Source organism: Photobacterium andalusiense, assembly GCF_900185625.1.
Classification (GTDB): Bacteria; Pseudomonadota; Gammaproteobacteria; order Enterobacterales; family Vibrionaceae; genus Photobacterium; species Photobacterium aquimaris.
The window spans coordinates 45,108-68,672 of record NZ_FYAJ01000014.1 but is presented as its reverse complement, the minus strand read 5'-3'; the positions used below and the strand labels follow the sequence as shown (position 1 = coordinate 68,672).

Here is a 23,565-nt window from a genome sequence, read left to right as displayed (position 1 = left end):
ATCCCCCTAATCCATTAGAAAGAAAGTTAATAGCTTGTTAATAACGTTACACAGTTTATCTTGATTTGCCAAGCGTTATTGATTAATTCTTATCCATCAGTATGATCACAACGTCTCTAATAATACGTGTAAATTATGACTGCAATTTTTGAAAATCCGACCCATAGCCTCGATGCTCAAGGTCTTCGTTGTCCAGAACCAGTAATGATGGTCCGTAAAACTGTCAGAAAAATGGCTGCCAATGAGACCTTATTAGTCGTAGCTGATGATCCATCAACCACTCGTGATATTCCGAGTTTTTGTCGCTTTATGGATCACACCTTACTTGCCTCTGAAACAACAACCCAGCCCTATCGGTTTCTGATTCAAAAAGGCACGACTAATTAATAAACCATCAAGCAGCGTTTCATCGCGCTGCTTGGTTGTTATTGTTGATCGTGTTGTTGTTGGCGCAATTGATCAAGTTGGTGGTGTAACTGTTGAATCTCTTTTTTAAGTGGCAACACATAACGCAAACGAACCCATGCATCAACAGATAAATAAGCGGTAATAATGGCACCAACTACCATTGGTAACCACATATCAGTCAGCATCATTCCGATAATATTCAATACTAATGCGATGTGAAATAACCAACATTGACTGTGGGGAGATATCGCTAAGAACCGTGTCATTCAGCCTCCTACGGCAACTTCACGTCACCTTATATATCGTGAATCACTTAGTAACATATAACTTTACCCTAGCACGAACCCCTACGGCTATCTGACACCAAAATCACAATTCTTGGCTTAATATCCGTCATTGTAGGCTGCATCCACATTCCCAAATTCAATCAAAGTTTCACATGAAACGCATGTAACTCTCTTCAAAAACAAAAAAAACCATGAGCCTAAACCCATGGTTTTATTGATCGTGACTCACCGAAATATTAACCCAGTGGAGAAAGAATAATCTCTACACGACGGTTTTGTGCACGGCCTTGAGAAGTACTGTTAGTTGCAATAGGGCTATTTTCACCACGGCCTTGAGATACAACACGGTTTGCATTCACACCTTGACGAATAAGGTAGTTACCTACTTCACCAGCACGTACTTGTGATAGACGCAGGTTATAAGAAGCAGCACCTGAACTATCAGTAAAGCCTAATACGTTAAGCTGTGTTTTAGGGTATTGCTTAGCAACTAACGCTACGTTATGTAACGCTTCCATCGCACGGCCATTTAATGAAGATTGATCAACACCAAACGTAATTTCATTTGGCATATTTAAAATGATGTTATTGCCATTACGTGTCACGCTGATACCTGAAGATGCTAGCTGCTGACGTAGTTTCGCCTCTTGAACATCCATGTAATAACCAATACCACCACCTAGTGCAGCACCAGATGCCGCACCAATAAGTGCACCTTTACCACGATCATGCTTACTTGAAGATGCCACACCAATTGCCGCACCCGCTAATGCACCAATAATTGATCCGCTAGTGCCTTTCGCTGTTTGGCTTTCACCCGTGTAAGGATTCACCGTTGAACAACCAGCAAGAGTCACTGCTGCAACAACAGAAATTACTGCTGCTCTCACCCATGTTTTTGACGCCATCACTTGATTTTGAGCCATTTAATTAAAATACCTATGTTATTGATATACATATTGCACATCGAATAAAACTCAATGAATATTTATACCCACGAGCTATTTGTTAACGCTATTGTAGTCAACCATTGTATTTACGCTATCAAAATAATGTCAAATACCTTCTCAGCTCTCGCCATTGATACCGTTATATTAAGGAATTTTCTTTAATCTCGACTTAGATGGATAAAAAACACTCACTTCCCCTACTCGGCTATGGATAGGCAAGGTATACTGGATAATTACTCTATTTAATCCACTAATCTCGCGAAGCTGACAATGCAGAAATACGATATTAAAACCTTTCAGGGCATGATCCTCGCGCTGCAGGATTACTGGGGCCAACAAGGCTGTACTATTGTGCAACCTCTTGACATGGAAGTAGGCGCGGGCACCTCGCACCCAATGACATGTCTACGAGCTCTAGGTCCAGAACCAATTGCAGCAGCGTATGTACAACCATCTCGCCGTCCAACTGACGGTCGTTACGGTGAAAACCCTAACCGTCTTCAGCACTACTACCAGTTCCAAGTAATGCTTAAGCCGTCTCCAGATAATATTCAGGAACTTTACCTAGGCTCATTAGAAGTACTGGGTGTTGATACCAAAGTACATGACATCCGTTTTGTAGAAGACAACTGGGAAAACCCAACTTTGGGTGCTTGGGGTCTTGGCTGGGAAGTTTGGCTTAACGGTATGGAAGTAACGCAGTTCACTTACTTCCAACAAGTTGGCGGCCTTGAGTGTAAACCTGTTACAGGTGAGATCACTTACGGTATTGAACGTCTAGCAATGTACATTCAAAACGTTGACTCAGTTTATGATTTAGTTTGGACCGATGGCCCACTAGGTAAAGTAACCTACGGTGACATCTTCCATCAAAATGAAGTTGAGCAATCAACTTACAACTTTGAACACGCTGATGTTGATTTCCTATTTACTTTCTTTGACCAGTGCGAGAAAGAATCACTGCAGCTATTAGCCCTTGAGCAACCACTGCCACTACCGGCTTACGAGCGTATTTTGAAAGCAGCACATGCTTTCAACCTACTTGATGCCCGTAAAGCAATCTCAGTGACAGAGCGTCAACGTTACATTCTACGTATTCGTAATGTAACCAAACAAGTCGCTGAAGCTTACTACGCATCACGTGAAGCACTAGGCTTCCCAATGTGTAAAAAAGATAAGTAAGGGATAGCCATGACAGATAAGAATTTCTTAATTGAGCTAGGTACTGAAGAATTGCCACCAAAGGCACTTCGCACTCTAGCTGAAGCATTTGCAGCCAACTTTGAAGCGGAGCTAAAAGCCGCTGACTTACCTCACCAAGGTATTAAGTGGTATGCGGCCCCACGTCGCCTAGCACTTAAAGTAACCGCACTTGCTGAAAACCAGCCTGATAAAGTTGTTGAAAAACGCGGCCCTGCAATTGCTGCTGCTTTTGATGCTGACGGTAATCCCACTAAAGCTGCTCAAGGCTGGGCACGTGGTAATGGCATTACGGTTGATCAAGCTGAGCGCATGGTTACCGATAAAGGTGAATGGTTACTGTTCAAGCAAGAAGTTAAAGGCCAACCAGCCCAAACATTACTGCCAGAACTAGTCGCTAACGCACTGGCTAAGCTACCGATCCCGCGCCCTATGCGCTGGGGCGATAAAGACACTCAATTTATTCGTCCAGTAAAAACACTGACGATGCTATTGGGTGATGAGCTAATTGAAGGCACTATTTTAGGTGTGGCTTCAGCACGTACTATTCGCGGTCACCGTTTCATGGGTGAAGCTGAATTTACTATCGACAATGCTGATCAATACCCTGCGATTCTAGAAGAGCGCGGTAAAGTAATGGCGGATTATGAAGCGCGTAAAGCGATCATTTTAGCTGATGCTCAAAAAGCAGCTCAAGCTGTCGGTGGTATCGCTGATCTAGAAGATGACCTTGTTGAAGAAGTTACCTCTCTGGTTGAATGGCCGGTTGTACTAACAGCTTCATTTGAAGAAGAGTTCCTAAAAGTACCTTCTGAAGCCTTGGTTTACACCATGAAAGGTGACCAGAAGTACTTCCCTGTTTACGATGCTGAAGGCAAACTAGTGCCTAAGTTCATCTTCGTATCTAACATTATCTCTAACGATCCAAGCCAAGTTATCTCGGGTAACGAGAAAGTGGTTCGTCCTCGTTTAGCAGATGCTGAGTTCTTCTTTAATACTGACCTTAAGAGCAAGTTAGTTGATCGCCTGCCTCAACTTGAGACAGCTATCTTCCAAAAGCAGCTTGGTACCATAAAAGACAAAACTGATCGCATCACTGAACTTGCAGGCTACATTGCTGACAAGATCGGCGCTGATGTCACTAACGCTAAACGCGCAGGTCTACTAGCGAAGTGTGATTTAATGACCTCAATGGTATTTGAGTTCACTGAAACACAAGGTGTGATGGGCATGCACTATGCACGTCATGACGGCGAAGCTGAAGATGTGGCACTAGCACTGAACGAGCAATACATGCCTCGTTTTGCGGGTGACCAACTCCCAAGCACTGGTGTATCTTCTGCAGTAGCAATGGCTGATAAACTAGATACTATCGTAGGTATCTTTGGTATTGGCCAAGCACCAAAAGGTAGCGACCCATTTGCATTGCGTCGTGCTTCTTTAGGTGTGTTACGTATCATCGTTGAAAACGGTTACGACTTAGACCTTGTTGACTTAGTTGCTAAAGCGCACTCATTGTTTGGTGACAAACTGACGAACGCTAACGTTGATTCTGATGTGATTGAATTCATGCTAGGTCGTTTCCGTGCATGGTATCAAGACGCAGGTTTCAGCATTGATGTTATTCAAGCTGTACTAGCAATGCACCCAACTCAACCGTCTGACTTTGATAAGCGTGTTAAAGCAGTAAGTCATTTCCGTGACTTAGATGCCGCTGAATCTCTAGCAGCAGCGAATAAACGTGTAGGTAATATTCTAGCTAAATTTAACGGTGAGCTACCAACGACGGTTGATAATAGCTTATTAGTTGAAGCGGCTGAAAAAGAGCTTGCAGCTAAAGTTGAAACAGTTGTTGCAACGCTAGCACCTGTCTTTGCTGCTGGCGATTACCAGCAAGCACTAACAGAGCTAGCATCACTACGCGAAGCGGTTGATGCGTTCTTTGATAACGTAATGGTGATGGCTGAAGACGAAAAGCTTAAAGTTAACCGTCTAGCACTACTGAACCTATTGCGTAACCAGTTCTTACAAGTAGCAGATATTTCATTACTGCAAAAGTAACTTTTAGCACTGGTTGATAATAATGACTAACCACGCTTCGGCGTGGTTTTTTTATGACTTGAATATTTAGGGTTTAACTTTGTTCCACGTGAAACATTCAACACAGCAGACCACCACTCGATGCACAAACTAAGGCTTTCGCTTCAAATCGCAATCAGGTATTTTGACTTATTCCCCGCCAGACATAGCGGGCTTTAAAAGTGCTAACATTGGCACTGACATCGAGGTCAATAGCACTATGGCATATTCTGTCTTTGGCGATAAATTCGCAGGTAATTCAGGCATTACCCAACTAATGCACGATCTAAATGATGGTCTAACTAACCCTGATGCCATCATGCTCGGCGGTGGTAACCCCGCTCAAATTCCAGCGATGGTCGACTATTTTAATCAGCTGCTAGGCGAAATGGCTGCAACTGGAGAGTTAACCGCATCAATCACCAACTACGATGGCCCGCAAGGAAAAGACCGCTTTATCACTGCTCTCGCAACACTTCTCAATCACCACTATGGTTGGGACATCTGTAGTGACAACATCACCCTGACTAATGGCAGTCAAAGTGCCTTCTTTAATTTATTTAATTTATTAGCTGGAAAATGTCAGGATGGCAGCCATAAAAAAATTCTGTTGCCGCTGTCGCCAGAATATATTGGTTATGCCGATGCAGGCCTTGAGCCAAATATGTTTATCTCTTACCAACCGACAATCAGTTTGTTAGATAATGGCCTGTTTAAATACCATATCGATTTTAGCCAGTTGGTTATTGATGACGGCATTGGTGCTATTTGCGCGTCGCGCCCAACCAACCCAACCGGTAATGTACTGACCGATGGCGAGATTAAACAACTCGATACTCTTGCCCAAGCGCACAATATTCCGCTGATTATCGATAATGCCTACGGCATGCCTTTCCCTGATATTATCTTTGCTGATGTAACTCCATTTTGGAACCACAATACCATCTTATGTATGAGCTTATCTAAACTGGGGTTACCCGGGATTCGCTGTGGTATCGTCATTGCTAAAAAAGAGATAATAACCGCGCTCACCAATATCAATGGCATTATCAATCTTGCTCCTGGCAGTTTAGGACCTGCGATTGCCGACAAATTAATTAGTCGTAATGACTTATTACGGCTAAGCCATGAAGTGATTCGCCCTTTTTATCAGCGTAAAGCACAATATGCCGTGAGTTTATTACAGCACTATATTACCGACCCACGGTTTCGAATCCATAAGCCTGAAGGGGCAATATTCCTATGGCTGTGGTGTGATGAATTACCGATCACCACTAAAGAGCTCTATCAACGCTTAAAAGCCCGCGGCGTGTTGATAGTCCCTGGCGAATATTTCTTTATTGGTTTAGAGCAACCGTGGCAACATAGTCAGCAATGTTTACGCATGAATTATGTTCAAAGTGATGAGCAAATGGAGCAAGGGATAAAGATAATTGCTGAAGAGATAATGCGAGCTTATGCTGCGGGCTAACGCAACCCTCCCCTATTACTATTTAGATAAAATACAATTTAGATAACAAATATTACCCATAAAAAAACGCCGCTAATAATAGCGGCGCTTTTATAAGTATTAACCTAACAACAAACTAGACGTCAAGGTTAGCAACTTTTAGTGCGTTTTCTTCAATGAAGTTACGACGCGGTTCAACCTGATCACCCATCAAACAAGTAAACAATTCATCAGCAGCAACAGCATCATTAATGGTTACTTGCAGCATACGACGTACATCAGGATCCATGGTTGTTTCCCACAACTGGTTCGGGTTCATTTCACCCAAACCTTTATAGCGTTGTAAAGATAAGCCACGACGTGATTCTTTGTTTAGCCACTCAAGCACTTCTTTAAAGCTTGAAACCGGTTGTTTACGCTCACCACGTTGAACAAAAGCAGTCTCATCTAATAAGCCATCAAGTGCTTCTGAAAGATCAGCTAATTTAGCGTACTCTTTTGAATTCAGTAGATCGAAGCTTAATGGGTACTCATGATCAACACCGTGAGTACGTACCACAATCTTAGGTATGAAGACATTGTTCTCTTCATCACGTAAGATTTCAAACGTAAACTGGCTTTCACCTGATTGCTTTGCATTTAGTGCTGCAATAAGGTGAGTTAACCATGCTTCAACTTGCGCGCTATCAGCTAGCATTTCAATACTTAAACGAGGTTGATAAACTAACTCATTCAGCATTAATGCTGGGTAACGACGACTCATACGTTCGATCAGTTTCATCGCACCATTGTATTGCGTCACTAGCGTTTCAAGTGCCATACCCGTCATCGCTGGCGCACCATCATTAGCAAACAAAGAAGCGTTATCCAGTGCCAATGATGTTTGGTACTGGTTCATCTCTTCGTCATCTTTAATGTATTGCTCTTGTTTACCTTTCTTCACTTTGTAAAGTGGTGGCTGAGCAATATAGATGTGGCCACGCTCAATAAGCTCTGGCATTTGACGATAGAAGAAGGTCAATAGTAACGTACGAATGTGCGAACCATCGACATCGGCATCGGTCATGATGATGATATTGTGGTAACGCAATTTATCTGGGTTGTACTCGTCACGACCAATACCACAACCCATAGCTGTGATCAGGGTTGCCACTTCTTGTGAAGATAGCATCTTGTCGAAACGGGCTTTTTCAACGTTTAGGATTTTACCTTTTAGTGGCAGAATCGCTTGGTTTTTACGGTTACGCCCCTGCTTGGCTGAACCGCCAGCAGAGTCCCCTTCCACAATGTAAAGTTCAGACAATGCAGGATCTTTTTCCTGACAGTCAGCAAGTTTACCTGGAAGACCCGCTAAATCTAATGCGCCTTTACGACGAGTCATTTCACGTGCTTTACGCGCCGCTTCACGCGCACGAGAGGCATCGATAATTTTAGTACAAATGATCTTTGCATCAGCCGGACTTTCTAATAAGAACTCGGCAAACTTCTCGTTCATTGCTGATTCAACTGCGCTCTTCACTTCGCTTGAAACCAATTTATCTTTGGTTTGGCTAGAGAACTTAGGATCAGGTACTTTTACCGAAACAACAGCAACTAAACCTTCACGAGCATCATCACCTGAAGTTGCAGCTTTGGCTTTCTTTGAGTAACCTTCTTTATCCATAAATGAATTAAGAGTACGCGTTAAAGCGCCACGGAAACCCGCTAAGTGGGTACCACCATCACGTTGAGGGATGTTGTTAGTAAAGCAGTAAACGCCTTCTTGGAAACCGTCATTCCACTGCATTGCCACTTCAACGGTAATACCGTCTTCACGCTCACTATCAAAGTGAAATACTTTCTGGTGAATCGGTGTCTTGTTGCGGTTCAAGTGTTCTACAAACGCGCGAATACCACCTTCATACATAAAGTGATCTTGCTTACCTTCTTCACGCTCATCAATTAACTTGATAGAAACACCAGAGTTCAAGAATGATAATTCACGAAGACGTTTAGCTAAAATTTCGTAATGAAATTCAATATTGTTGGTAAAAGTTTCTTCGCTTGGCCAGAAACGTAAACGGGTACCCGTTTTATCAGTATCACCCACAACAGCCAATGGTGCATCTGGCACACCGTGTTGGTAAGTTTGCTGGTGAATATGACCTTTACGATTGATGGTTAACTCAACTTTTTCAGACAAGGCGTTTACAACCGAAACACCTACGCCGTGAAGGCCACCAGACACTTTGTAAGAATTATCATCAAACTTACCACCAGCGTGGAGTACCGTCATGATAACTTCGGCTGCTGACACACCTTCTTCTTCGTGAAGTTCAGTCGGAATACCACGACCATCATCGCTTACCGAAACCGAACCATCTTCGTGGATCGTTACAATGATATCTTCACAGTGACCTGCAAGAGCCTCATCGATAGAGTTATCGACAACCTCAAAAACCATGTGGTGCAAGCCAGTACCATCATCAGTATCACCGATGTACATTCCTGGGCGCTTACGTACCGCATCGAGGCCTTTAAGCACCTTAATGCTTGATGAATCGTAATTGTTGGACATTGAGTTACTCTCGCTTTAATTATCCTGTGTTATCTTACCGTGTTCAACCATGAACAACTTACCATTTTCATCAAGCATATCAACCACTTGCTCGCGACTAATAGCACTAATGAACACTTGGGCGTTAGTTTCCTTTAATCGCTGCGCAAGCAACGCTCGCCTATGGCTATCCAATTCGGAAGCAAAATCATCAATTAGGTAAATACACTGTTTGCCGGTGGTCTCGGTTAGATGTAAACCTTGCGCTAAACGCAATGCGCACACCATTAACTTTAACTGACCGCGGGACAATACGTCCTCAACCGGTGTTCCAGCAACTTTGATCCGTAAATCAGCCTTATGGGGCCCACTTACGGTATAGCCAAGCTGACAGTCACGTTCAAAATTACGTTGTAGCAGCTCAGCATACGGTGTCTCTTTTTCCCAGCCGCGGTAAAAACCGAGCTGAATATCAAACTCAGGTAAAAACACCTGGCATATCTCAGCCGCTTTGATTTTAACGGCATTAATATAGTCTTGGCGCCACACACTAATTTGCTCAGCAAGTAATGCGAGTTCTTGATCCCAATAGCTGAGTTCACGATAACTACGCGCTTGCTTTAATAATGCATTACGCTGTTTCGTCAGTCTTTTTAAGCGGCTCCATGCATTATAGAACTTTGGTTCAACATGAAACACACCCCAATCAATAAAAGCCCGTCGAAATTTAGGTCCGCCAATTAATAAATCGAACCCTTCAGGAGTAATTAACTGTAGTGGCAAAATTTGCGCAAGTTGAGCGAGCTTTTGATTGCCCTCTCCACCAATTTTAACTTCAGTACTGCCATCGCGCTGTTTACTGATCCCCACTGGTAAAGTGAGGTCATTATTATCGGTAACTCGACCATGAATAAATAGCTGTTGCTGTTCATGGCGAATCACTCGACTGGTTAAATGGCTGCGGAATGAACGTCCGTGCCCTAAATAATGAATTGCTTCAAGGACACTGGTCTTACCGCTACCATTCGCGCCAACTAAAAAATTAAACCCGCTGGCTAACGCAATATCACACTGAGCAATATTACGAAAATCCTGCACCAATAATCGAGTAAGTGCCATAATTACAATCTAATTGGCATTACTACATACATGGCTTCATCATTGGTGGCATCTTCAATTAATGACGGTGCATTGGCATCTGATAATGACAACCGTACTTGATCACACTTAAGGGTGTTCAAAACATCAAGTACATAGCTAACATTGAAACCAATCTCTAAGCTGTCACCCTCATAATCAACATCAAGAAACTCTTCCGCTTCTTCCTGTTCCGGGTTATTGGCTGTGATCCGCATTTCACCATTAGATAAACCAACTCTAACACCACGGAATTTTTCATTGGATAAAATAGCCGCTCGCGCAAATGCTTTACGCATCTCATCACAATTTGCTTCAACAAATTTAGTGCTATTTTGTGGCATTACACGACGATAATCAGGGAAACGACCATCAACGAGCTTAGAGGTAAACACAAAATTACCCACTGTCGCACGTAAATTTGAATGACCAATTTGAATATTGACTAAGGCTTCAGGGTTATCAAACAACCGCACCAATTCAAGTACCCCTTTACGCGGTACAATAATTTGTTTGGTTGGTAAATCATGACCAGTATTAATCGCACATACCGCCATACGGTGACCATCAGTTGCGACAGAACGCAAATGTTGACCATCGGTTTCAAATAACATCCCGTTTAAGTAGTAACGCACATCTTGGTTTGCCATTGAAAACTGGGTACTGTCGATCAGTTGGCGCATACGCCCTTGCTCAAGGGTAAACTCAACCTCACTTTGCCAATCTTCAATATTGGGAAAATCAGCTGCAGGTAAGGTTGTTAATGTATAGCGACTACGCCCAGAGCGAATTAAAACGCGATCACCTTCATAGATAACCGCAATAGTGGCGCTATCAGGCAAACCACGGCAAATATCTAAAAATTTACGTGACGGTACTGTTACTGCACCAGCTTCAAAGTCGCCTTCTAATGCAATCTTCGCGATCAATTCGACTTCAAGATCTGTACCTGTCATCGATAAACAGCCATTCTCAACTTGCAGCAGAATGTTACCTAGAATCGGTAATGACGGACGACCACCTAATGCACCAGTTACCTGTTGCAAAGGTTTTAATAAATGTTCACGTTCAACAGTAAATTTCATATTAAGACGACAACGTTCTAATTAGGTTTGAATAATCTTCTTTAATATCGTGGCTTTCTTCACGTAACTGCTCGATCTTACGACAAGCATGGAGCACGGTAGTGTGATCGCGACCGCCAAAGGCATCGCCAATCTCAGGAAGACTGTGGTTTGTCAGCTCTTTCGCCAGTGCCATCGCCATTTGACGTGGACGAGCAACACTACGAGAACGACGCTTAGACAGCATATCTGCCATCTTTATTTTATAATATTCAGCAACCGTCTTCTGAATATTATCAATAGTTACCAACTTTTCTTGTAATGCAAGTAAGTCGCGCAACGCTTCACGCACAAAATCAATCGTAATTGCACGACCAGTAAAATTAGCATTGGCAATAACGCGATTCAATGCCCCTTCTAACTCTCGCACATTAGAACGTAAGCGCTTAGCGATAAAGAACGCGACTTCATCAGCCAGTCGAATGTTATGATCTTCGGCTTTCTTCATTAGAATAGCAACGCGAGTTTCAAGCTCAGGCGGTTCAATCGCTACCGTTAATCCCCAGCCAAAACGCGATTTTAAGCGATCCTCTACCCCGTTAATTTCACGCGGGTAACGATCGGAAGTAAGAATAATTTGTTGATTACCTTCTAATAACGCATTAAAGGTATGAAAAAATTCTTCTTGTGAACGTTCTTTATTAGCAAAAAATTGAATGTCATCAATCAATAATGCATCGACACTGCGGTAATAACGCTTAAATTCTTCAATAGCGTTATTTTGCAGTGCTTTCACCATATCTTGCACAAAACGTTCTGAATGCATGTAAACCACTTTAGCATTGGGCTTACGATTAGCGATTGCATTACCAACGGCATGCAATAAGTGCGTTTTACCTAAACCAGTACCACCATATAAAAATAATGGGTTATACGCCGCACCTGGGTTATCAGATACCTGACGACATGCAGCAAGACCTAACTGGTTCGATTTACCTTCAACAAAATTATTAAAATTATGCTTAGGATTTACATTTGAACGATAGCCCCCTGGCGATTCAGCTTGTACCGGTGACGGTGCCGGCTCGTAATGCACAGGCTCAGGCTCTGTACGCGGTTTTGATTGTGGCAAGGTAAATACTGGTGGTGCAACATGTTGTGGCGGTGCAGCAACAGGTTTACTACCAACTTCAAACCGTAGGCTCGGCGCATCAGCACCGCAGAATTCATTCAGCAGCCGATTAATGTTATTAAGATATTTATCGCGCACCCAATCTAATACAAATCGATTAGGGGCAAATAATGTCAAGGTATGATCATTTAATTCAGCCTGAAGCGGACGCAGCCACATACTGAATTCTGTCGCAGGGAGTTCTTCCTGAAGGCGTTGAAGGCACTGCAACCATAGCGAAGATGACAAGGTAGACTCCACACTGAATAAACAAAACATAAAAGGAGGATAATTTTATACGTGCTGAACAAGGATCACCAGTAAAGAGATCGCAGATCCAGTGAATAAGATCGAACTTATGCACATGGATCGCACAATAAAATGCAAGATCAGCACAATTTAACCTACCTTTACCCACAGCTATATTAACACATCAATCACAAATATAAGTCGCTCATTCCCCGTTTAATGCTGTTTTTGCTTAATAATGTCCATTTAATCATCATCAATTATCATCCACAGAGAAAACTCATCGTTGTGGGTAACCTTTCTATGCCAAATACACGCTTTCTGTATGCCGAAAAAAGCATGATATTGAAGCACAATATGTCATTAGCCAAACAAATGGTTATTTCAAATAACTGTTAATTATTATCTTTATCATTTAATACCAAGGTAGGATTGCTTCACCAAATAAATCGCTATCAAGGTAAGGAATGTACCGAATGAAAAACTGGATAAAACCTCTTGTGATTGCAAGTACACTGCTTGCTTGTACAACGACGAGTGTCATGGCTGCAACCACAGTAAAAGTGGGCATGTCTGGTCGTTATTTTCCATTCACGTTTGTTAGTAAAGATAAATTACAGGGGTTTGAAGTCGACCTATGGAATGAAATTGGCAAACGTAACGATTATCAGGTTGAGTTTGTTACCGCGAGTTTTTCAGGTTTATTTGGTCAACTAGAAACAGGTCGAATTGATACTATTTCTAACCAAATTACCATTACTCCTGCTCGCCAAGCCAAATTTTTATTCAGCCAACCTTATGTTATTGACGGTGCGCAACTTGTGGTTCGTAAAGGTAATACTAGTATCCAATCAACAGCGAACTTAAATGACAAAACAGTTGGCGTTAACCTTGGTTCAAACTACGAGCAATTACTGCGTAATTTACCCAATGCCAATGATATTAATATCAAAACTTATGACAGTGGTATTGAGCAAGATGTCGCGTTAGGCCGCACAGATGCCTTTGTGATGGATCGTTTATCATCGCTAGCGATCATTAATAGTAAACCACTGCCGTTACAATTAGCGGGTAAACCCTTTGCCACCATCGAAAATGCATGGCCATTTTTAAACAATGCTAAAGGTGAATTATTACAACAACAAGTGAATCAGGCATTAACGGCGATGCGTGATGACGGTACCTTAAAAGCAATCTCAACCAAGTGGTTCCATAGCGATATCACTCAATAATCCTCACTCCACCATTGATAATAATTGTCACTGGTGGAGCCAGATTCCCCCTGCTTAATCAGTAAAACGGATCACCATTATGGGTTTTGATTTTAATTATATGTTGTCGTTGATGCCTATTTTGTTGAAATACCTACCAACAACATTATCTATGGCTGCACTTGGGGCTGTTTTTGCGCTAATACTTGGCTTAATTCTCGCTTTAATTCGTATTTATCAGCTACCAGTTCTAAACGCGCTGACGCAACTTTATATCAGTTTTTTTCGCGGTACACCGTTACTGGTGCAGCTATTTTTACTCTATTACGGCTTACCACAAGTGATGCCAAGCTTGGTAGGATTAGATGCCTTTAGCGCTGCAGTGATCGGCCTTAGCCTCCATTTTGCCGCTTACATGGCAGAAAGTATTCGCGCCGCCATTATTGGCGTAGATCGTAGCCAACGAGAAGCCAGCTTAGCGATTGGTATGACAGAATCGCAAACCATGCGTCGAATTATATTGCCGCAAGCCACCCGTATCGCATTACCGTCATTGATGAATTATTTTATTGATATGATCAAATCGACCTCACTTGCTTTCACGCTTGGAGTGCCGGAAATCATGGCAAAAGCACAAATGGAAGCCTCATCAAGTTTCAAGTTTTTTGAAGCGTTCCTTGCTGTGGCAATAATATACTGGGCTGTAGTGATAGTGCTTACTCGCTTACAACAGCTAGCTGAAACACGTTTAGACAGGGCCTATGTACGATGATAAACATAAAAAAACTTACTAAGCGCTTTGGTGAACACACAGTTTTTAACGATCTCGATCTGCAGATTAACCAAGGCGAAATCGTGGCGATTATTGGTCCATCAGGAACAGGAAAATCAACTTTTTTGCGTTGCCTTAATTACCTTGATAGTGCTAATAGCGGCACCATCGCTATTAATGATGTCGAGGTTAATTGCCAGCAACCTAAAAAAAGTGACATTTTAGCTCTGCGACGCCAAACCGGGTTTGTATTTCAAAATTACGCTTTATTTAATCACCTCACCGCCGAACAAAATATCAGTGAGGGACTAAAGGTAGTTAAAGGACTCGACAGTCAACAAGCACAACAGCGAGCACTGAGTATTCTGACCGATATTGGCTTAGCCGATAAAGCCAATCAATACCCTGCAGCCCTTTCAGGTGGTCAACAACAGCGAGTGGGTATTGGTCGTGCAATGGCGTTAGAGGCTGAATTACTTTTACTGGATGAACCCACTTCAGCGCTGGATCCTGTGTGGGTAAATGAAGTGCTAAACTTGATCAAACAATTGGCACAACAGCAACAAACCATGTTGATCGTCACCCATGAATTACAGTTTGCACGCGAAGTCGCTGACAGAGTGATCTTCATGGCCGACGGTCAATTTGTAGAGCAAGGACCGCCACAGCAGATCTTTAATCACCCTAACGATCCGCGACTAAAGGCTTTTTTGACTCAAATAGGGATCCAATAAGGATCCTTGAACTTCGCGCTATAAAACGTATAATGCAGCGCCCGTCATTAGATGTGGGTATAATTATTGACTCTTTGTTAGTCAGTGATTACAATTCCGCCTCTTTGTTCGTGGTAATTGTCCAATTATGGCCAATTACATCTAACAAACTTAAAAACTGATCAGTTAATTTAAGGTAAAACCATGAAACGCACATTCCAACCTTCTGTTCTTAAGCGTAAGCGTAGTCACGGCTTCCGTGCTCGTATGGCAACTAAGAACGGTCGTGCAACAATCAATGCACGTCGCGCTAAAGGCCGTAAGCGTCTTTCTAAGTAATCATCGACGATTATTTTGAATAAGTACGCTTTTTCTCGGGAGTTACGTTTGTTAACTCCCGAACATTACAAAACTGTCTTCCAGCAAGCTCATCGTGCTGGCTCTCCTCACTTGACTATTCTTGCCCGTTCTAACGAATTCGACCACCCCCGTCTCGGTCTGGCTGTTCCTAAAAAACAGATTAAAACTGCTGTCGACAGAAACCGCTTCAAACGCGTTGTTCGCGAAAGTTTCCGTTTAAAACAACATCAGCTTCCAGCCTGTGACTTCGTAGTCATCGCTAAGAAATCAGCCAATGATTTGAGTAACGAAGAACTATTTACGTTGTTAGATAAGTTATGGCATCGCCTGTCTCGCCCGTCGCGTGGCTAGTCGTAAGACTAGTCCGCTTTTACCAACTGGCAATCAGCCCGCTTCTTGGGCCACGCTGTCGGTTCACCCCTACATGTTCTCAATATGCGATCGAAGCTGTAAAAACGCATGGAGCGCGAAAAGGTTGTTGGTTAGCGGCGAAACGTCTATTAAAATGTCACCCTTTAAATGACGGTGGTTACGACCCCGTTCCGCCAACCAAGCATAACGACAGAGAACATTAACCATGGGTTCCCAACGTAATATTCTGTTAATTGCCCTACTGTTTGTCTCATTCTTGCTATTTCAGCAATGGCATGGCGACAAGAACCAGCAACCAACGAAGCCGGGTGTAGCGCAACAAGTCAATAACAATAGTGGTATTCCATCACACTCAAGTGACAACCAACCACTGACTGACCAGAAAACTTCAACTAACTTAATTACCATTAAAACGGATGTACTGGAATTAACAGTCGACACGCTTGGTGGTGATGTTATTAATGCAAAACTACTTAAATACGACAATACTCTCGGTTCTAAAGACCCGTATGTTTTATTAAGTGACACTGATGGCCGTGATTATATCGCGCAATCTGGCTTAATTGGCACTAACGGTTCTGATTCACAAACTCATGGCCGCGCACAATACGCCGTGACTGCAAAAAGCTTTGTGATGGCACCGGATCAAAACGAACTACGTGTACCAATGACATTTACTAAAAATGGCATTAGCTACATTAAAACATTCGTTTTCAAGCGCAACGATTATGCGGTTAACGTTGACTACACTGTCGACAACAAAACTGACAAAGCAGCAACCGTACAAATGTACGCGCAGCTTCGTCACCGTCTAGAAAGCAAAACAGGCGGCGGTATTCAAGGCATGGCAATGCACACCTACAACGGTGCGGCATACTCAGCTAACGATACTAAGTACAAAAAATACAGTTTTGATGACATCAAAGAGAAGAACCTTAACCAGTCAGCAAATGACGGCTGGGTTGCGATTATGGAGAACTACTTCGTATCTGCATGGATCCCTCGTGATGGCGCAGATCAGACATCTCAAGTCTACAGCAGTGATAATAACGGTGTAGGTTACATCGGTGTACGTATGCCGTTAGAGACTGTTGCTCCTGGTCAAACAAAAGAAATCAAAGCAACACTTTGGCTTGGTCCTAAGTTGCAAAAAGAAATGGCAGCAACCGCAACTAACCTAAACCTAACGGTTGATTACGGTTGGTTATGGTTCATTGCAAGTCCATTGCATAAATTGCTTTCTTTCATTCACGGTATTGTAGGTAACTGGGGTGTAGCAATTATCATCCTAACGCTAATTGTTCGTGGTGCAATGTACCCACTAACAAAAGCGCAGTACACCTCAATGGCGAAAATGCGCATGCTACAGCCTAAGATTCAGGCTATGCGTGAGCGTTTAGGTGATGACCGTCAACGTCAAAGCCAAGAAATGATGGAGCTGTACAAAAAAGAGAAAGTAAACCCACTTGGTGGTTGTTTACCTATCATGCTACAGATGCCAATTTTCATTGCACTGTACTGGGCACTAATGGGATCAGTTGAATTGCGTCATGCGCCATTCTTCGGTTGGATTCAGGATCTATCAGCACAAGACCCGTACTACATCCTGCCTGTTCTTATGGGTGTATCAATGTTCCTGATTCAGAAGAACAGCCCATCGACAGTAACGGATCCAATGCAGCAGAAAATCATGACCTTTATGCCGGTTATGTTTACTTTCTTCTTCTTATGGTTCCCATCAGGTCTAGTGTTGTACTGGTTAGTATCAAACATTGTGACTCTGATTCAACAGACTATTATTTTCCGCGCGTTGGAAAAGAAAGGTTTACACAGCAAAGCTAAATAAGCGCTGCCTGTGAATAAAAGGCGACCTTAGGGTCGCCTTTTTTTATGGGGCAGATTAGGCGTAAACCCTCACAGTGGTTTACAATCATCAAGTCATTTTAAAGCAAAGCCAAGGTTATGAATCAACATATCGATACTATCGTTGCACAAGCAACACCACCGGGCCGTGGCGGCGTCGGCATCATTCGCGTTTCAGGTCCTAAAGCGAAAGAAGTAGCCCTTGCCGTTGCTGGTCGTGAGTTAAAAACCCGTTACGCTGAATATCTGCCATTTAAAAATGAAGATGGTACCGCGCTTGATCAGGGGATCGCGCTGTTTTTTAAAGGCCCTAATTCATTTACCGGCGAAGATGTATTAGAACTCCAAGGTCACGGTGGCCCAGTATTAATGGATATGATGATCCGTCGTATTCTTAATATTGATGGTATTCGTCCAGCGCGTCCAGGTGAGTTCTCTGAACGTGCGTTTATGAACGATAAGCTTGATTTAGCCCAAGCAGAAGCCATTGCTGATTTAATTGATGCTAGCTCAGAAGAAGCCGCCAAAAGCGCCTTTAAATCACTACAAGGTGTATTCTCAAACAAAGTAAATGAACTAGTTGAAGCCTTAATTCATTTACGTATTTTTGTCGAAGCAGCCATTGATTTCCCTGAAGAAGAAATTGATTTTCTATCTGACGGTAAAGTCAGTGGTGATCTCAATAACATCATGGCTCGCTTAGCAGATGTACGTAAACAAGCCAATCAAGGCGCGATCATGCGTGAAGGCATGAAAGTGGTGATTGCAGGTCGCCCTAATGCAGGTAAATCAAGCCTACTCAACGCATTATCGGGTAAAGACAGTGCGATTGTGACCGATATTGCAGGTACTACTCGTGACGTATTACGTGAGCATATCCACATTGATGGAATGCCATTACACATCATTGATACCGCCGGCTTACGTGAAGCAACCGACGAAGTGGAACGCATTGGTATTGAACGCGCATGGGCTGAAATTGAACATGCCGATCGGGTGTTATTCATGGTTGATAGCACCACCACTGACGCCACCGATCCTAAAGAAATTTGGCCCGACTTTATTGAGCGCCTACCTGCTGATATGGGTCTAACTGTCATTCGCAATAAAACAGAGTTAACGGGTGAACCAGCCGGTATCTGTCATGTTAATAATCCAACCTTAATTCGCCTTTCTGCGCGTACAGGTGAAGGTGTCGACGACTTACGTGAACATCTAAAGCAATGTATGGGATTTGCAGGTACGACCGAGGGCGGCTTTATGGCGCGTCGTCGTCACTTAGATGCGCTAGAGCGTGCTGCTGAACATTTAGAGATCGGTAAACAACAACTTGAAGGTTTTATGGCGGGTGAAATTCTAGCTGAAGAATTACGCCTTGCTCAACAACACTTAAGTGAGATCACCGGTGAGTTTACCTCGGATGATTTACTTGGACGTATCTTTACTTCATTCTGCATTGGTAAGTAACTACTAACATTGCACTTGCATTGATGGTTACGCTAAAAAAACGTCACATACTATTGATATGTGACGTTTTTTATTATTTTTTAGATTCAGGCTTAGGATAATTTATACTGATATATTCCGGCTCTTCAATCCCAGTCTGTTGATTAAGTACTCGCGTTAACGCAAACAAATAGTTAACTAACAAATTACTGAATCTTGGCAATGTTGGTGATATTTTTTTCCCTGCAGTATCGACTTTAACTAATTGTCTTACCACCTTTTTAGCCAAACTTCGGCATTGGTGTAACTGCACCACCGCCCCCACCCCTCGCGGTAATACAAACCGTTTATTACTATCTGTTACTTGATCGCGAAAGTAATGATAATCCGCTTTCAGCTTACCAATATCAGTCTCAAAAATACCGCATTTACCTCGAATTGAACCATTCAAATGAAAAATTCGTGGTTGCAGCCAGATTAATGATTGTTGTATTTCCCCATCGTCTAACTGTGAGATCACCAAGCCAATATAGGTACATAATTCATCGGTAAGAATTTCAAAATCGCACAAGGGTGAATCTTCAAAAATAAACGGATAAGCGAGTTCATCAATATCGCCAGAAAACTTTAATACCATGACTTTATTCATCCTTACCAAATATGGCTAATTCTACCAGTAGACTGTCATTGACAGCGTTCCAAAAATCACTAACTATGTTCGCAAATTTTGCTTGCTAGGGATGTTGCAAGCTCACCATCTACGACGTATGGAAAATTATGTACCGACTATGTAAATATTTATTTTTTATTGGCTGTTTATGCAGTAGTTCAATCAGCTTTGGAGCTGAAACCATCTACCCAATAACAGTTATTGATGCCAGTAATCAAGCGGTTACATTGAAGAAAATGCCGACTCGAGTCGACTCTAAAAGCATGTTTAGCGATCAAGTTATCATGGCGCTACTACCACTCCAAAATATCACCAGTTTAAGCCGCTTAAGTAAGGATGCTACTTACTCAATTATTGCCAATAAAATTCCAGCCACCCTACCGTTACGTGATCTTAATGTCGAACGTATTATTGCCGAGCACCCAGATTTAGTCTTGGTCGCCAGTTGGAGTGATAGCCCTAAAATAGCTCAACTGCGAGCAGCGGGTATTACAGTATTTGTAATAAAAACGGTTTATAGCCTTAAAAACATCGAAAAAAACATTTTATTAGTCGGTAAACTAGTTAATCAAAATACTGCCGCAGCAGCGTTAGTTGAAACAATGCAACAAAAGCTTAAACAACAGGTTATCGTTCCCAAACAGCCGCTAACCGCGATTGAATACACTCCGTGGGGAGCATCCAGTAACCATAATTCGACTATCAATACCATTATTAGTCAAGCTCAACTCAAAAATGTCATAGCGTATACCAGCGGCGATAAATTTGGCCAAGTGCCGATAGCTAAAGAGCAACTATTAGTGCTCAATCCAGATGTAATTATTATACCAGGAGTGGACAATGATGGTTTTAAGCAACAGTTACTCCATGATCCAGCCCTGCAAACGTTAACAGCTATTCGTGATCGCCGTGTGATCAGCTTGCCACATTCACTGCGTTCAACTGATAGCCAATACATTGCCGACGCTATCATCTACCTTAATCATAAGGTTTATAAGCCCCATGCTCAGTCATCAATACATTAAACCGCTACAAGGTATTACGGCATTAATCGGATTATTACTGCTGTTAATTATTTACCTTAGTCTCGGCTCTGTCTCTATTCCCATTGATGACATTTTTGCCATGTTCAACAGCTATATTCATGGTGGTGAGGCATTAGCCCAACAACAATATCCTCTCGCCTCGGCGATCATATTACAGATCCGCTTACCGCGTGCTTGTGCCGCCATATTGGCTGGTAGTGCACTGGCCTTAGCAGGTGCCTGTAGCCAAGGCTTATTTAGAAATCCCCTTGCTAGTCCCGATATCTTAGGTATTAGTGCTGGTAGTAGTTTTGCTGCAGTGGTCGCAATAGTCAGTGGCTTAACCGTGGTCAATCCCGCCTTATTACCCGTCGTCACCGCAATAGGAGCTTTAATCACTGCCACTATCGTGTATTTGATTGCCCGTCAAACCCAACAGCATGGCTTATTCATCATTTTAGCGGGCTTGGCAGTATCAAGTTTATTAGGCGGGTTAACCATGGGAGTATTATTAACCGCACAACAATATGAAGTCAGTGAATTTGTATTCTGGACCATGGGTGGCCTAGATGCGCGAACTTGGCAGCAATTACTATGGCCAACCCCAATGATTATTATTACGGCATGGATATTGTTACGCCATGGACAAACATTAAACCTGCTCGCTTTAGGTGAACAAAATGCCCATGGCATGGGCGTCAATGTCGGTCACAGCCGCCGCTTATTATTGTTACTAACCACCTTACTTACTGCGATGGCAATTGCGGTAGCGGGTCCAATTGGCTTTATTGGCTTAATCGTCCCCCATTTAGCTCGACTCTTAGTAGGGCCCAATAATCGTATTTTATTGCCATTTTCAGCCTTATTTGGTGCAATGTTCCTCTTAGGGTGTGATCTTATTGCACGTACCGTTATTGCTCCCAACGAATTAAAAACCGGGATAATTACCGCGATTATTGGCGGGATCTATTTTATTATTCTATTAATTCGTAGCCAATATAAAGGATTACAATCATGATCCTACCACTTGTGATCGACCAATTAAGTTACCATCAAGGATCACAGCCGTTATTACAGAATATTAACTTTGCCATTAATCCTGGCGAATTAGTCGGTATTATTGGCCCTAACGGCGCAGGTAAAAGCACGCTGCTCAAATGTCTCAGCGGGTTTATGACACCCACCCATGGCAGTATTCGTTTATTTGATCAGCCTCTTAACAGCTATAGTCATCAACAACGAGCTCAACAATTAAGTTATTTACCTCAACACACAGAACCTGCATTTGGATTTGTAGTTAACGATATTATTTATTACGGTCATCACCAATCAGCCGCACTACCACAACATAAAATAAATAATATTATTAGTCAGTTACAAATAGAAGATCTCTTAAACAGACCCATCAATCAACTCTCAGGTGGCGAACAACAACGAGTGCATTTTGCCCGTTTATTAATTCAAAATGCAGCTATCATGCTACTTGATGAGCCAACAGCTAGCCTCGATATTGGTCATGAGTCATTATTACTTAATATTCTAAGCCACCATTGCCAACAAGGTAAAAGTGCCTTAATCGCCATTCACAACCTTAATACCGCGATCACATTTTGCGACCGCTTATTATTATTAGAACACGGCCAGCAAATTGCCTTTGATAGCCCTCAAAAGGTATTAACTCCGCAACAAATCACCGCACTTTATCATCACCACGTCAGTGTTACTCAGCATCCAGACAACCAAAAACTATTTATTTTACCGCAACGCCACTCGATCCCCTGAGCAAAGCGATCAACTATCAGATCACCCCAAATAACGATCATAAACCTGTGCAAACAACAAGGGGATCATGTGGGTAAGATCGTCCTTAATCAATACGCGTTCTTATCGTGACAATATTATAATGATCGTGTTAGCCATTATAATTACTGCTATTTAGTCAAAAATACCCACACTTTCTCCCACTTTCATCCCCATTATTAGCTGGTGGATAAAAATAATAGCCTTTCAGTGAATAAAACGGCCTTCATATACCATAAAGGCTATCTTTATAGGGTTTGATCTCAGTACAATATTCGCTAGGTATTTCGTTTGATGTCGATGATCCCATCAAAGCGCTCACTCTAAGGATAATTATGTCAACTATTACTCTGATCACAGGCAGCACTCTTGGTGGTGCTGAATATGTCGCCGATCATGTCGCTGAATTATTAACAGCACAAGGCCATCAAACCAATATCATCAATCAACCTCAACTTGAACAGCTGGATCAAGATTCTATTTGGTTGATTATTTGCTCTACTCACGGTGCTGGTGATTATCCAGATAACTTTGTTGCCTTTGCTAATGCACTTAGTGAGCAAAAACCCACGCTTGAGGCGTTGAAATTTGCCGTTATTGGGCTTGGAGACAGTAACTACGATACCTTTTGTGCAGCAGGCAAAAATATTGAGGCTTTATTAGTTCAATTAGGTGCAACGGCAATCGGTCAACGACTGGATATTGATGTATCAATGACACCGGTACCTGAAGAACCAGCAGAAATCTGGCTTGAAGAGTGGCAAAATTACCTTAACGGTTAAAAAACGGTCAATAGTTACTC

At 42.5% G+C, this 23,565-nt stretch carries 23 protein-coding genes; 16 read left to right on the top strand and 7 right to left on the bottom strand.

Going from position 1 to position 23,565, the window contains the following annotated elements; all coding sequences use genetic code 11:
- The first annotated feature begins 135 nt into the window (after positions 1-135).
- Positions 136-387, top strand: a complete 252-nt coding sequence (gene tusA / locus PAND9192_RS18825; protein WP_060999229.1) for a sulfurtransferase TusA — start codon at positions 136-138, stop codon at positions 385-387.
- 38 nt (positions 388-425) lie between these two features.
- Here the strand turns inward: tusA and PAND9192_RS18820 are convergent, their stop codons facing one another.
- Both PAND9192_RS18820 and PAND9192_RS18815 read right to left on the bottom strand, forming a co-directional pair.
- A complete protein-coding gene (locus tag PAND9192_RS18820; RefSeq protein ID WP_087854963.1) occupies positions 426-674 on the bottom strand; it encodes a hypothetical protein in 249 nt (82 codons plus the stop codon).
- 257 nt (positions 675-931) lie between these two features.
- The gene (locus PAND9192_RS18815) at positions 932-1,621 is read right to left on the bottom strand and encodes a YiaD family glycine zipper/OmpA-like lipoprotein (protein ID WP_087854962.1); all 690 of its coding nucleotides are present in this window, start codon (positions 1,619-1,621) and stop codon (positions 932-934) included.
- 294 nt (positions 1,622-1,915) lie between these two features.
- On the opposite strand from PAND9192_RS18815, the gene glyQ reads away from it, so the two are divergent.
- The 3 genes from glyQ to PAND9192_RS18800 all read left to right on the top strand — a co-directional run bounded on the left by glyQ (position 1,916) and on the right by PAND9192_RS18800 (position 6,395).
- Positions 1,916-2,827: a glycine--tRNA ligase subunit alpha gene (gene glyQ, locus PAND9192_RS18810; protein ID WP_087854961.1), complete on the top strand. Its 912-nt coding sequence runs from the start codon at positions 1,916-1,918 to the stop codon at positions 2,825-2,827.
- A 9-nt stretch (positions 2,828-2,836) separates the two neighbouring features.
- Positions 2,837-4,906 carry a glycine--tRNA ligase subunit beta gene (gene glyS / locus PAND9192_RS18805; protein WP_087854960.1) on the top strand — a complete coding sequence of 690 codons (2,070 nt, stop codon included), beginning with the start codon at positions 2,837-2,839 and terminating at the stop codon, positions 4,904-4,906.
- A gap of 238 nt (positions 4,907-5,144) precedes the next feature.
- Positions 5,145-6,395, top strand: a complete 1,251-nt coding sequence (locus PAND9192_RS18800; RefSeq protein WP_087854959.1) for a valine--pyruvate transaminase — start codon at positions 5,145-5,147, stop codon at positions 6,393-6,395.
- 115 nt (positions 6,396-6,510) lie between these two features.
- Here the strand turns inward: PAND9192_RS18800 and gyrB are convergent, their stop codons facing one another.
- Genes gyrB through dnaA form a run of 4 tightly spaced genes read right to left on the bottom strand, consistent with a single transcriptional unit; the run spans position 6,511 to position 12,531 of the window.
- The gene (gene gyrB / locus PAND9192_RS18795; RefSeq protein WP_087854958.1) at positions 6,511-8,931 is read right to left on the bottom strand and encodes a DNA topoisomerase (ATP-hydrolyzing) subunit B; all 2,421 of its coding nucleotides are present in this window, start codon (positions 8,929-8,931) and stop codon (positions 6,511-6,513) included.
- Positions 8,932-8,946: 15 nt separating this feature from the next.
- Positions 8,947-10,029, bottom strand: coding sequence for a DNA replication/repair protein RecF (gene recF, locus PAND9192_RS18790; RefSeq protein WP_065167737.1), 1,083 nt, complete (start codon positions 10,027-10,029; stop codon positions 8,947-8,949).
- 2 nt (positions 10,030-10,031) lie between these two features.
- A complete protein-coding gene (dnaN, locus tag PAND9192_RS18785) occupies positions 10,032-11,132 on the bottom strand; it encodes a DNA polymerase III subunit beta (RefSeq protein ID WP_060999244.1) in 1,101 nt (366 codons plus the stop codon).
- Position 11,133: 1 nt separating this feature from the next.
- Positions 11,134-12,531: a chromosomal replication initiator protein DnaA gene (dnaA, locus tag PAND9192_RS18780; protein ID WP_060999246.1), complete on the bottom strand. Its 1,398-nt coding sequence runs from the start codon at positions 12,529-12,531 to the stop codon at positions 11,134-11,136.
- A gap of 476 nt (positions 12,532-13,007) precedes the next feature.
- On the opposite strand from dnaA, the gene PAND9192_RS18775 reads away from it, so the two are divergent.
- The 8 genes from PAND9192_RS18775 (at position 13,008) to mnmE (ending at position 19,289) form a co-directional block, all read left to right on the top strand.
- Complete coding sequence (locus tag PAND9192_RS18775; protein WP_087821921.1) at positions 13,008-13,763, top strand: amino acid ABC transporter substrate-binding protein; 756 nt, start codon at positions 13,008-13,010, stop codon at positions 13,761-13,763.
- A gap of 79 nt (positions 13,764-13,842) precedes the next feature.
- Entirely contained in the window at positions 13,843-14,514 is a 672-nt protein-coding gene (locus tag PAND9192_RS18770; RefSeq protein WP_060999249.1) for an amino acid ABC transporter permease, read from the top strand.
- Positions 14,511-15,248 (top strand): amino acid ABC transporter ATP-binding protein, encoded by a 738-nt coding sequence (locus PAND9192_RS18765; protein WP_087854957.1) that lies wholly within the window; start codon positions 14,511-14,513, stop codon positions 15,246-15,248. The genes PAND9192_RS18770 and PAND9192_RS18765 overlap by 4 nt, the downstream gene beginning before the upstream one ends.
- Before the next feature lie 183 nt (positions 15,249-15,431).
- Positions 15,432-15,566, top strand: a complete 135-nt coding sequence (gene rpmH, locus PAND9192_RS18760; protein WP_006233350.1) for a 50S ribosomal protein L34 — start codon at positions 15,432-15,434, stop codon at positions 15,564-15,566.
- Positions 15,567-15,581: 15 nt separating this feature from the next.
- Positions 15,582-15,938: a ribonuclease P protein component gene (gene rnpA, locus PAND9192_RS18755; RefSeq protein WP_082732189.1), complete on the top strand. Its 357-nt coding sequence runs from the start codon at positions 15,582-15,584 to the stop codon at positions 15,936-15,938.
- The gene (gene yidD / locus PAND9192_RS18750; RefSeq protein WP_080159046.1) at positions 15,905-16,162 is read left to right on the top strand and encodes a membrane protein insertion efficiency factor YidD; all 258 of its coding nucleotides are present in this window, start codon (positions 15,905-15,907) and stop codon (positions 16,160-16,162) included. The genes rnpA and yidD overlap by 34 nt, the downstream gene beginning before the upstream one ends.
- A gap of 2 nt (positions 16,163-16,164) precedes the next feature.
- Positions 16,165-17,805, top strand: coding sequence for a membrane protein insertase YidC (yidC, locus tag PAND9192_RS18745; protein WP_087854956.1), 1,641 nt, complete (start codon positions 16,165-16,167; stop codon positions 17,803-17,805).
- A gap of 116 nt (positions 17,806-17,921) precedes the next feature.
- Positions 17,922-19,289 (top strand): tRNA uridine-5-carboxymethylaminomethyl(34) synthesis GTPase MnmE, encoded by a 1,368-nt coding sequence (mnmE, locus tag PAND9192_RS18740; protein ID WP_087854955.1) that lies wholly within the window; start codon positions 17,922-17,924, stop codon positions 19,287-19,289.
- Between the two features lie 73 nt (positions 19,290-19,362).
- On the opposite strand, the gene PAND9192_RS18735 is transcribed toward mnmE, so the two are convergent.
- Positions 19,363-19,905 carry a cobalamin adenosyltransferase family protein gene (locus PAND9192_RS18735; protein ID WP_087854954.1) on the bottom strand — a complete coding sequence of 181 codons (543 nt, stop codon included), beginning with the start codon at positions 19,903-19,905 and terminating at the stop codon, positions 19,363-19,365.
- Positions 19,906-20,045: 140 nt separating this feature from the next.
- Here PAND9192_RS18735 and PAND9192_RS18730 point away from each other — a divergent pair, with 140 nt between their 5' ends.
- The 4 genes from PAND9192_RS18730 (at position 20,046) to mioC (ending at position 23,545) form a co-directional block, all read left to right on the top strand.
- Entirely contained in the window at positions 20,046-20,963 is a 918-nt protein-coding gene (locus tag PAND9192_RS18730) for an ABC transporter substrate-binding protein (protein WP_087854953.1), read from the top strand.
- Entirely contained in the window at positions 20,941-21,981 is a 1,041-nt protein-coding gene (locus PAND9192_RS18725) for a FecCD family ABC transporter permease (protein ID WP_060999266.1), read from the top strand. The genes PAND9192_RS18730 and PAND9192_RS18725 overlap by 23 nt, the downstream gene beginning before the upstream one ends.
- Entirely contained in the window at positions 21,978-22,745 is a 768-nt protein-coding gene (locus tag PAND9192_RS18720) for an ABC transporter ATP-binding protein (protein ID WP_087854952.1), read from the top strand. Before PAND9192_RS18725 ends, PAND9192_RS18720 begins: the two co-directional genes overlap by 4 nt.
- Before the next feature lie 353 nt (positions 22,746-23,098).
- On the top strand, positions 23,099-23,545 hold the full coding sequence (mioC, locus tag PAND9192_RS18715; protein WP_087854951.1) for an FMN-binding protein MioC: 447 nt from the start codon (positions 23,099-23,101) through the stop codon (positions 23,543-23,545).
- Positions 23,546-23,565 lie beyond the last annotated feature (20 nt).

What these genes read in the sequence shown, in the direction of transcription:
- tusA (WP_060999229.1), top strand. Translation starts at nt 136, where the DNA reads ATGACTGCAATTTTTGAAAATCCGACCCATAGCCTCGATGCTCAAGGT.
- PAND9192_RS18820 (WP_087854963.1), bottom strand. Translation starts at nt 674, where the DNA reads ATGACACGGTTCTTAGCGATATCTCCCCACAGTCAATGTTGGTTATTT.
- PAND9192_RS18815 (WP_087854962.1), bottom strand. Translation starts at nt 1,621, where the DNA reads ATGGCTCAAAATCAAGTGATGGCGTCAAAAACATGGGTGAGAGCAGCA.
- glyQ (WP_087854961.1), top strand. Translation starts at nt 1,916, where the DNA reads ATGCAGAAATACGATATTAAAACCTTTCAGGGCATGATCCTCGCGCTG.
- glyS (WP_087854960.1), top strand. Translation starts at nt 2,837, where the DNA reads ATGACAGATAAGAATTTCTTAATTGAGCTAGGTACTGAAGAATTGCCA.
- PAND9192_RS18800 (WP_087854959.1), top strand. Translation starts at nt 5,145, where the DNA reads ATGGCATATTCTGTCTTTGGCGATAAATTCGCAGGTAATTCAGGCATT.
- gyrB (WP_087854958.1), bottom strand. Translation starts at nt 8,931, where the DNA reads ATGTCCAACAATTACGATTCATCAAGCATTAAGGTGCTTAAAGGCCTC.
- recF (WP_065167737.1), bottom strand. Translation starts at nt 10,029, where the DNA reads ATGGCACTTACTCGATTATTGGTGCAGGATTTTCGTAATATTGCTCAG.
- dnaN (WP_060999244.1), bottom strand. Translation starts at nt 11,132, where the DNA reads ATGAAATTTACTGTTGAACGTGAACATTTATTAAAACCTTTGCAACAG.
- PAND9192_RS18775 (WP_087821921.1), top strand. Translation starts at nt 13,008, where the DNA reads ATGAAAAACTGGATAAAACCTCTTGTGATTGCAAGTACACTGCTTGCT.
- PAND9192_RS18770 (WP_060999249.1), top strand. Translation starts at nt 13,843, where the DNA reads ATGGGTTTTGATTTTAATTATATGTTGTCGTTGATGCCTATTTTGTTG.
- PAND9192_RS18765 (WP_087854957.1), top strand. Translation starts at nt 14,511, where the DNA reads ATGATAAACATAAAAAAACTTACTAAGCGCTTTGGTGAACACACAGTT.
- rpmH (WP_006233350.1), top strand. Translation starts at nt 15,432, where the DNA reads ATGAAACGCACATTCCAACCTTCTGTTCTTAAGCGTAAGCGTAGTCAC.
- yidD (WP_080159046.1), top strand. Translation starts at nt 15,905, where the DNA reads ATGGCATCGCCTGTCTCGCCCGTCGCGTGGCTAGTCGTAAGACTAGTC.
- yidC (WP_087854956.1), top strand. Translation starts at nt 16,165, where the DNA reads ATGGGTTCCCAACGTAATATTCTGTTAATTGCCCTACTGTTTGTCTCA.
- mnmE (WP_087854955.1), top strand. Translation starts at nt 17,922, where the DNA reads ATGAATCAACATATCGATACTATCGTTGCACAAGCAACACCACCGGGC.
- PAND9192_RS18735 (WP_087854954.1), bottom strand. Translation starts at nt 19,905, where the DNA reads ATGGTATTAAAGTTTTCTGGCGATATTGATGAACTCGCTTATCCGTTT.
- PAND9192_RS18730 (WP_087854953.1), top strand. Translation starts at nt 20,046, where the DNA reads ATGTACCGACTATGTAAATATTTATTTTTTATTGGCTGTTTATGCAGT.
- PAND9192_RS18725 (WP_060999266.1), top strand. Translation starts at nt 20,941, where the DNA reads ATGCTCAGTCATCAATACATTAAACCGCTACAAGGTATTACGGCATTA.
- PAND9192_RS18720 (WP_087854952.1), top strand. Translation starts at nt 21,978, where the DNA reads ATGATCCTACCACTTGTGATCGACCAATTAAGTTACCATCAAGGATCA.
- mioC (WP_087854951.1), top strand. Translation starts at nt 23,099, where the DNA reads ATGTCAACTATTACTCTGATCACAGGCAGCACTCTTGGTGGTGCTGAA.